Annotated in this window: 8 protein-coding genes; all 8 read left to right on the forward strand. The window is 62.4% G+C overall.

Going from position 1 to position 7,962, the window contains the following annotated elements:
- Window positions 1–9 precede the first annotated feature (9 nt).
- Window positions 10–1,302 (forward strand): MiaB/RimO family radical SAM methylthiotransferase, encoded by a 1,293-nt coding sequence (locus tag PMW67_RS04000; protein ID WP_271738805.1) that lies wholly within the window; start codon window positions 10–12, stop codon window positions 1,300–1,302.
- Window positions 1,283–2,269, forward strand: coding sequence for a PhoH family protein (locus PMW67_RS04005; protein WP_271738806.1), 987 nt, complete (start codon window positions 1,283–1,285; stop codon window positions 2,267–2,269). The genes PMW67_RS04000 and PMW67_RS04005 overlap by 20 nt, the downstream gene beginning before the upstream one ends.
- The gene (ybeY, locus tag PMW67_RS04010; protein ID WP_271738807.1) at window positions 2,266–2,775 is read left to right on the forward strand and encodes an rRNA maturation RNase YbeY; all 510 of its coding nucleotides are present in this window, start codon (window positions 2,266–2,268) and stop codon (window positions 2,773–2,775) included. Before PMW67_RS04005 ends, ybeY begins: the two co-directional genes overlap by 4 nt.
- A gap of 9 nt (window positions 2,776–2,784) precedes the next feature.
- Window positions 2,785–3,162, forward strand: coding sequence for a diacylglycerol kinase family protein (locus tag PMW67_RS04015; RefSeq protein ID WP_099431794.1), 378 nt, complete (start codon window positions 2,785–2,787; stop codon window positions 3,160–3,162).
- Between the two features lie 12 nt (window positions 3,163–3,174).
- On the forward strand, window positions 3,175–4,242 hold the full coding sequence (gene era, locus PMW67_RS04020; RefSeq protein WP_271738808.1) for a GTPase Era: 1,068 nt from the start codon (window positions 3,175–3,177) through the stop codon (window positions 4,240–4,242).
- A gap of 12 nt (window positions 4,243–4,254) precedes the next feature.
- Window positions 4,255–5,004 carry a DNA repair protein RecO gene (gene recO / locus PMW67_RS04025; protein WP_271738809.1) on the forward strand — a complete coding sequence of 250 codons (750 nt, stop codon included), beginning with the start codon at window positions 4,255–4,257 and terminating at the stop codon, window positions 5,002–5,004.
- 138 nt (window positions 5,005–5,142) lie between these two features.
- On the forward strand, window positions 5,143–5,421 hold the full coding sequence (gene rpsO / locus PMW67_RS04030; RefSeq protein ID WP_035138510.1) for a 30S ribosomal protein S15: 279 nt from the start codon (window positions 5,143–5,145) through the stop codon (window positions 5,419–5,421).
- A gap of 149 nt (window positions 5,422–5,570) precedes the next feature.
- On the forward strand, window positions 5,571–7,817 hold the full coding sequence (locus PMW67_RS04035; RefSeq protein WP_271738810.1) for a polyribonucleotide nucleotidyltransferase: 2,247 nt from the start codon (window positions 5,571–5,573) through the stop codon (window positions 7,815–7,817).
- The last annotated feature ends 145 nt before the right edge of the window (window positions 7,818–7,962 follow it).

The raw sequence follows: 7,962 nt of genomic DNA on the forward strand, positions 1-7,962 counted from the left end.
GGAGCCCGCGTGCTCGCACCCCATATTTCCGTCGTCAACCTCGGCTGCCGTGTCAACCGGGTTGAGTCCGACCGTATCACTGCCGATTTAATGCGCCTGGGTTTTGCAATGGTGGAGCCTCAGGATGCAGAGCTGATCGTCATTAACACCTGTGCCGTTACGGGCGAGGCCGAGGCCAAGACCCGTAAGGCCGTCCGCCATGCGCTGGCTTATCCAAACGAGCCCTATGTGGTCGTGACCGGATGCGTGGTTAATTTGCATCCCGAGGAGCTGCTGGAGCTTTCGGATCGCGTGATCGCCGAGCCGTCCAAGATCGATGTCGCCGATCGTGTCTGCGAGGTGCTGGGCGTTGAGTCCGATAGCGTTCCCGCCTGCAGCGATGGCGAGGTGGTCGATGCGCTCGGTCGCTCTCGCCTGGGCGTGAAGATTCAGGACGGCTGCAACCACCGGTGCACCTATTGCATTGTGTGGAAGGCACGCGGCCCCGAGCGCTCCGTGCCCGTCGAGTCCGTGCTCGAGCAAGTTCGCGAGGCCCAGGAGGCCGGCGTGCCCGAGGTGGTGCTGACCGGTGTGAACCTGGGCGCCTACGATGGCAAGAGCGCGACTGACGAGCATGTCGAAATCGATGAGCTGCTCAAGGCCATCATGGAGCGCACGTCTATTCCGCATGTGCGCATTTCCTCGGTCGAGCCCATGGATATCTCTGAGCGCCTGCTTAAGGTTATGGCGCGCTATCCGCAGCGTATCGCCCCGTTTTTGCACTTGCCCGTGCAGTCCGGCTGCACGGCGACCCTGCATCGCATGGGCCGTCCCTATAGCGCCGAGGCCTTCGTGGACACGGTGCGTATGATTCGCGCCAACTTGCCCCAGGCGTCTCTTTCGTGCGATGTCATCGTTGGTTTTCCTGGTGAGACGGACGAGGAGTTCGAGGAGTCGCTGGCGCTGTGCCGCCGTGTGGGTTTCTCGCGTATGCACGTGTTCCGCTACAGCAAGCGTCCCGGTACCCTTGCTGCCGACATGCCCGACCAAGTGCCGCCCGAGGTTATGGCCGAGCGCAGCCGCCGTATGCGGGCCGCCGCGCAGGAGCTCGCTATTGCCGACGCTCGTCGTCGCGTGGGCACGGTCGAGCGTGCCGTGCTCGAGTATGGTGACAACCTGACGCTCGGCTCGTTCCATCATGCCCGTCTTGACGATACCTGTGGACTCACAGCCCCGTGCCTGCTCGATGTTGCTATCATCGGAGTCGATGATTCCGGCTTGGTCCATGCGCGCAGGGAGGTTCATGGAAGCCTCGAAGATTAGACTTACCGTTCCCGAGGGTATCGACCCCTCGCGCGTTTTGGGCGCCGGCGACGGCGTCCTTCGTGCGCTCGAGAGCTTGGTTCGCGCCCATGTGGTCGCCCGTGGCGATAGCATCGCCGTGAGCGGTGACCCGGATGAGGTCGAACTCGTGGCGCGTTTTTTCGAACACGCTTTTCGCGAGGCGGCTGCCGGGCACACGCTGCCTGTCGACGATGTCTCTCGCTGCCTGGCCGTTCTGCGCGACGGTGAGCACGAGGCTACGTCGCTTCGCGATGACGTGCTGCTTTCGTATCGCGGTCGCGTCATTCGTCCCAAGACGCTCGGGCAAAAGCGGTATGTGGATGCCATCCGCTCACATACCATCACGTTTGGCTTGGGTCCTGCCGGTACCGGTAAGACCTATCTGGCCATGGCGCTTGCCGTTGCCGCGCTCAAGCGCCACGAGGTGGGCCGCTTGATCTTGACGCGTCCGGTTGTCGAGGCGGGGGAGAACCTGGGCTTTTTGCCCGGTACCCTCGAGGAAAAGATCGATCCCTACATGCGTCCGCTCTACGACGCCCTTTTTGACATGATGGATCGCGAGCGCACCGATGAGCTTATGGAGCGCGGCGTGATCGAGATCGCCCCGCTTGCCTATATGCGCGGCCGCACGCTGAGCGATGCCTTCGTGGTGCTCGACGAGGCGCAAAATACCACGCCCGAGCAGATGAAGATGTTCCTGACGCGCCTGGGCTTCAACTCCAAGTTTGTGATTACCGGCGACCTGAGTCAGCGCGACCTGGTGGGTCGTCGTGGCGGCTTGGCGGATGCCGAGAAGATTTTGGGCCGTGTCGACGATGTGGCGTTTGCACACCTGGAGCGCGCCGACGTGGTGCGCCATGCCCTGGTGGGTCGTATCGTCGAGGCATATGATGCTTATGATGACGTGCGCGAGCAGCGCCCGCGCGACCGAAAGGAGTCCCGTTGAGTGTATTGATCAGCAACGATGCCGAGCTCGATACGCTGCTCGATGCGCAGGAGGTGGAGCACATCTGCGAGGTCGTGCTTGCCGCCGAGGGCGTTGAGCGTGAAGTCGAGATTTCCCTTTCGTATGTCGACGAGGACGAGATGCACGAGCTCAACCACGAATGGCGCGGTATCAATCGCACCACCGATGTACTCTCGTTTGAGTGCGATTCGGCCTTTGACGATGACATTCCCGCCGATGAGACGCTCGAGCTCGGCGATATTATCTTGGCCCCGCAGGTTATTGCCCGTCAGGCCCCCGGTTTTGGCAATAGCCCCGCTGACGAGTGCCGTCTGATGCTCGTACACGGCATGCTGCACCTGCTGGGCTATGACCACATCGAGGACGACGAGGCCGAGGTCATGGAGGCCCGCGAGGACGCCATCCTGCGCGATCTGGCGCTCGAGCGCGGCGAGGACCCTAAGCTAGTCCACGTCGGCCCCATCACCAACCACGCCCACGACTAGGAGCCGTCTATGATTCCCGGATCGAACAAGGACCATCCGTCCTTCTTAAAGTCGTTTTCCTACGCCATGGAGGGCTTCGTCACCGCCGTCAAGACCGAGCGCAACATTAAGGTCATGCTCGTGGCGGGCGTGTGCACTGTCATTGCCGGCTGTATCGTGGGGCTCGACATTGCCGAGTGGGCCACGATTATCATCTGTTGCGGCCTGGTGATTCACGGCGAGCTTTGCAACACCGCCATGGAGGCCATCGTCGACCTGGCGACCCAGGAGCTCCATCCGTTGGCCAAGCGTGCGAAGGACATCGCCGCCGCTTCTGTATACGTTCTTTCAATCACCGCCGCGATTGTGGGCTTGCTGGTATTTGCCCACGCGCTCGGCTTTATTTAGAAAGGGATTCCCATGTCCGACAATATGCAGCCTACCGATGAGATTTTGGACGACGAGTCCCTGGACGCGGTGGATACCGAGGAGCTCGAGGAAGTCGAGGAGTTCGACCCGTTTGAGGGCATGAGCGATGAGGAGCTCGACGCCCTGTGCGACGAGGACGACAACCTCGCGGGCTTTGGCGACGTGGAGCCCGGTTTCCGCAGCGGCTTTGTGGCCCTGGTCGGTCGTCCCAACGCTGGCAAGTCTACGCTGCTTAATGCCTGCTATGGCAAAAAGGTCGCCATCACCTCGCCGGTGGCCCAGACGACCCGCCGCCGCATGCGCGCCGTCGTCAACCGCCCCGGCTACCAGCTGGTCTTTGTCGATACCCCCGGTATTCATAAGCCCAAGGACGGCTTGGGATCCGAGCTCAACAAGAGCGCGTTGTTCGAGCTGAACGATGTTGATGTTGTCGCGTTTTTGATTGATGCCACCAAACCGATCGGCAGGGGAGACGCCTGGGTTGCCGAGCGCGTCAAGAACGCTCGTTCCAAGAAGGTCCTGGTGCTCACCAAGGCCGATGAGGCCGACCCCGCACAGGTCATGGAGCAGCTTAAGGCAGCCCACGAACTCATGGAATATGACGACGAGATCGTGACGTCGTCGGTCAAGAACTTCAACGTCGATGCATTTATCGAGACCGTTGCGCACTTTTTGCCTGAGGGTCCGCGTTGGTTCCCCGAGGACATGGGTACCGACGCTTCCGATGAGACGCTCGTTGCCGAGTTTGTGCGCGAGAAGGTCTTGCGCCGCACCCGTGATGAGATTCCGCACTCCGTTGGCGTGATCTGCGATGCGCTCGAGCAGACCAAGAAGGTGCTGCGCGTGCACGCCACCATTTACGTCGAGCGCGAGGGCCAAAAGGGCATCATCATCGGTAAGGGCGGCGAGATGATCAAGCATATCGGTATCGACGCCCGTCGCGATCTTGAGCGCATCTTTGGCACGCAGGTCTTTTTGGAGCTGGATGTGAAGGTCAAGGCCGGCTGGCGTGACGACGAGGCCCAGATTCGCCGCTTTGGCTACAATGCCGAAGATTAAGCCTCGGCGTTCATGGCAGGCTCTCGCACATATCGCACAAAGGTGCTCGTTCTCGACAAGACTAAGCTCAAGGAAACCGACCTGATCTTGACGATGCTTGACGAGCGGGGACGGCAGGTTCGTGCAGTGGCAAAGGGCGCCCGCAAACCCGGCGGACGCCTGGCTGCGCGCTGCGAGCTGTTCTGTACGGTCGATATGCTGCTCGCACATGGACGGTCACTCGACGTGGTTTCTCAGGCCGAGCTTATGGAGGCGCCGCTCGGCGCTGCGCCCGATTACGAGACGACCTGCGCCGCAAGCGCGATCGCCGAGGTCGCGCGCGTGTGCTCGTTCGAGGACGCCGAGGACCCGTTTACCTTTGCCATAACGCAGCGAGCGCTTGCCCTGGTGGGCAGCGGGCTTGACACGGCACATATGGACCTACTTGTGGCGGCATATGTCTTTAAGCTGCTATCGCACGTTGGCTATCGTCCCGATTTTTCGGCCTGTGTGCTGTGCGGAGACCCCATGCTGTCGTATTTTTCAGCCCAGGCGGGCGGTCTCATGTGCGGGTCGTGCGCGTCGAGCGTTCCAGGTGCCGAACTGGTGTCGACCGGTGAGACCGCATGGCTGCGCGCCCTCATGTCCATGACCTTCGATGCGCTCATGGCCGAGCGAATCGACCCGCATACGGCGGCATTCCTGCTCGGGCTTTCGCATGTTTGGGCTGCGACGCACACCGATCAGCGCCTCCGCGCGATGGAATTCATGTTGGGTCGGTGATGATGCGCAGACGCGGGCTGCTTGTGGTAACATACCGACCTGTTGGTACCTCGACCTTGGTTGTTCGCTCCACCGGCGGCTTCCCAGTCCGAGGCGAATCGAGTCGCCCGTGGGCGACGCAAAACGAAAGGTGAAACAATGACTGTTTCCAAAGAGCGCAAGGCGGAGCTGACTGCCCAGTTCGGTAACACCCCGGTCGACACCGGCAACCCCAAGGTTCAGGTCGCCATCCTGTCCGAGCGCATCAAGGAGCTGACCGAGCACATGAAGTCCCACCAGAAGGACTTCCACACCCGTCGTGGCCTGCTCATGCTCGTCGGCCGTCGTCGTCGTCTTCTCTCCTACATCAAGAAGAACGACATCGTCGAGTACCGTGAGCTCATCAAGGCTCTGGGCATCCGCGACAACATCCAGTAGGATTTGTACATGCTAAGAGCGTCCTGCGCAGCGGGGCGCTCTTTTTGTGTAAGGGCGCGAACAATCACGCTCTGAAGCGTGGCGGGGGCAGGGGGCCCGCGTCACATGAGAAGCCCGCAGACAAGGGGTCTGCGGGGTTAAGGAGAACAATGACACTCGTATCCAAGACCTTTGAGCTGCACGGCAAGACCTACACCTTTGAGTCGGGCGAGCTTGCCAAGCAGGCCACCGGCGCCTGCCTGGTCAAGCAGGGCGACACCACGATGCTCGACACCGTGGTCGTCTCCAAGGAGCGCAAGAACTACGACTTCTTCCCGCTGACCGTCGACTTCAACGAGAAGATGTACGCTGCCGGTCGCATCCCGGGTGGCTACCTCAAGCGTGAGGGCCGTCCCAGCGAGAAGGCCACGCTCACGGCCCGCATGATCGATCGCCCGATTCGCCCGAGCTTCCCGGACGGCTTCCGCAACGAGGTGCACATCGTCGCCACCTCGCTCGTCGCCGACCAGGTCAACCCCTTCGATGTCATCAACGTCATGGGTGCATCCCTGGCCATGACGCTTGGCGGCGTGCCCTTCGAGGGCCCGCTTGCCTGCGTGCGCATCGGCCGCAACGTGGAGACAGGCGAGTTTATCGTCAACCCCACCTACGAGGAGCGCGAGAACTCGGATCTGGACCTGGAGCTGGGCGGATCCGCCGACTTCATCTCGATGGTCGAGGCCGGCGCCGAGGAGATCTCCGAGGACGACATGCTCGCCGCCATGAAGTTTGGCCAGGAGGCCCTTGCCGCTTTCTGCCAGGCTCAGGACGAGTTCGTCGCCGAGTGGGAGCAGGTTAACGGCCCCATCGTCAAGAAGGAGTACCCGCTCGACCAGCCCGTCGAGGAGGTCCAGGAGCGCATCTTCGCCCACTACGACGAGATGGCAGCCGCCCTTCGCGACGCCGACAAGCTCTCCCGTATCGGTAAGGTCGAGGCTCTGAAGGAGTCCATCCGCGCCGAGTTCACCGAGGAGGAGCAGGCCGCTTGGGAGCGCGAGATCCCCGTGGCGCTCAAGAAGCTCGAGAAGAAGGCCATGCGCACCATGGTCGTTGAGACCGGCGAGCGCGTCGACGGTCGTGCCGCCGATGAGATCCGTCCCATCATGGTGAAGGACAACTACCTGCCGCTCGTTCACGGCTCCGGCCTGTTCCAGCGCGGCCAGACCCAGGTGCTCTCCGTCCTGTCGCTCGGCATGCTCAACGAGGGCCAGCGTCTGGATACCATCGAGCCCACCGAGGGCAAGCGCTACATGCACCACTACAACTTCCCGCCGTTCTGCACCGGCGAGACCGGTCGCATGGGCAGCCCCAAGCGCCGCGAGATCGGTCACGGCAACCTTGCCGAGCGCGCCCTGCTTCCGGTGCTCCCCGACGAGAACGAGTTCCCCTACGCCATCCGCGTGGTCTCCGAGGTCATGGAGTCCAACGGCTCCTCTTCGATGGCTTCGACCTGCGGCTCCACGCTCGCCCTTATGGACGGCGGCGTGCCTATTAAGCGCCCGGTCTCCGGTATCGCCATGGGCCTGATCCAGGAGGAGGGCAAGACCGTGGTCCTGTCCGACATCCAGGGTCTCGAGGACTTCCTGGGCGACATGGACTTTAAGGTCACCGGCACCACCGAGGGCATCACCGCCCTGCAGATGGACAACAAGGCCACTGGCCTTACCTTCGACATCCTGGCTCGTGCCCTGCAGCAGGCCAAGGAGGGTCGCGCCTTCATCCTGCAGAAGATGCTCGATGTGATCCCCGAGCCGCGCCACACCACGCGCAGCACCGCCCCGCGCATCGTTTCCATCCAGGTTCCGACTGACAAGATCCGCGACGTCATCGGTTCCGGCGGTAAGGTCATCCGCGGTATCCAGGACGAGACCGGCGCTTCTGTCGACATCCAGGAGGACGGCACCGTCTTTGTCGGTGGCACCGGCGAGTCCGTGGACCAGGCCGTCGAGCGCATTAAGCTCATCATCAAGGTTCCCGAGCCGGGCGAGGAGTACACCGGTCGCGTTGTCTCCATCCAGCCCTTCGGCGCCTTCGTCAACCTGCTGCCCGGTAAGGACGGCCTGCTGCACATCTCCCGTGTCGCCAAGGGCCGCGTGGAGAAGGTCGAGGACGTCCTCAACGTGGGCGACGAGGTCAAGGTCGTCGTCATCGAGGTCGACGATCGCGGCAAGATCTCGCTCGATCGTCTTGATAAGCCCGAGGCCCCGGCTCGTGCCGAGGGTGCCTCCGAGGGCGACGGCGAGCACTTCCAGCGCCGTGAGCGTCCGCGTCGCGAGCGCTCTGAGCGCAGCGACCGTCCGCGCCGTCCCGGCGACAACGGAGGCCGAAAGCCCCGCCGTCACCACGACGCTGAGTAACAGCCGTACATAACCAGCACCGCAAGGGCGACTCCGGACAGGGGTCGCCCTTTTGCTTGCGCCCGGGAGGGCCGCATATGAAGTTTATCGCGAGTTCCGCACGCAAAGGCTGTCTCTTATACACATCTCCGAGCCCACGAGACGC

The organism is Collinsella aerofaciens (genome assembly GCF_028209395.1).
GTDB lineage: Bacteria > Actinomycetota > Coriobacteriia > Coriobacteriales > Coriobacteriaceae > Collinsella > Collinsella aerofaciens_AZ.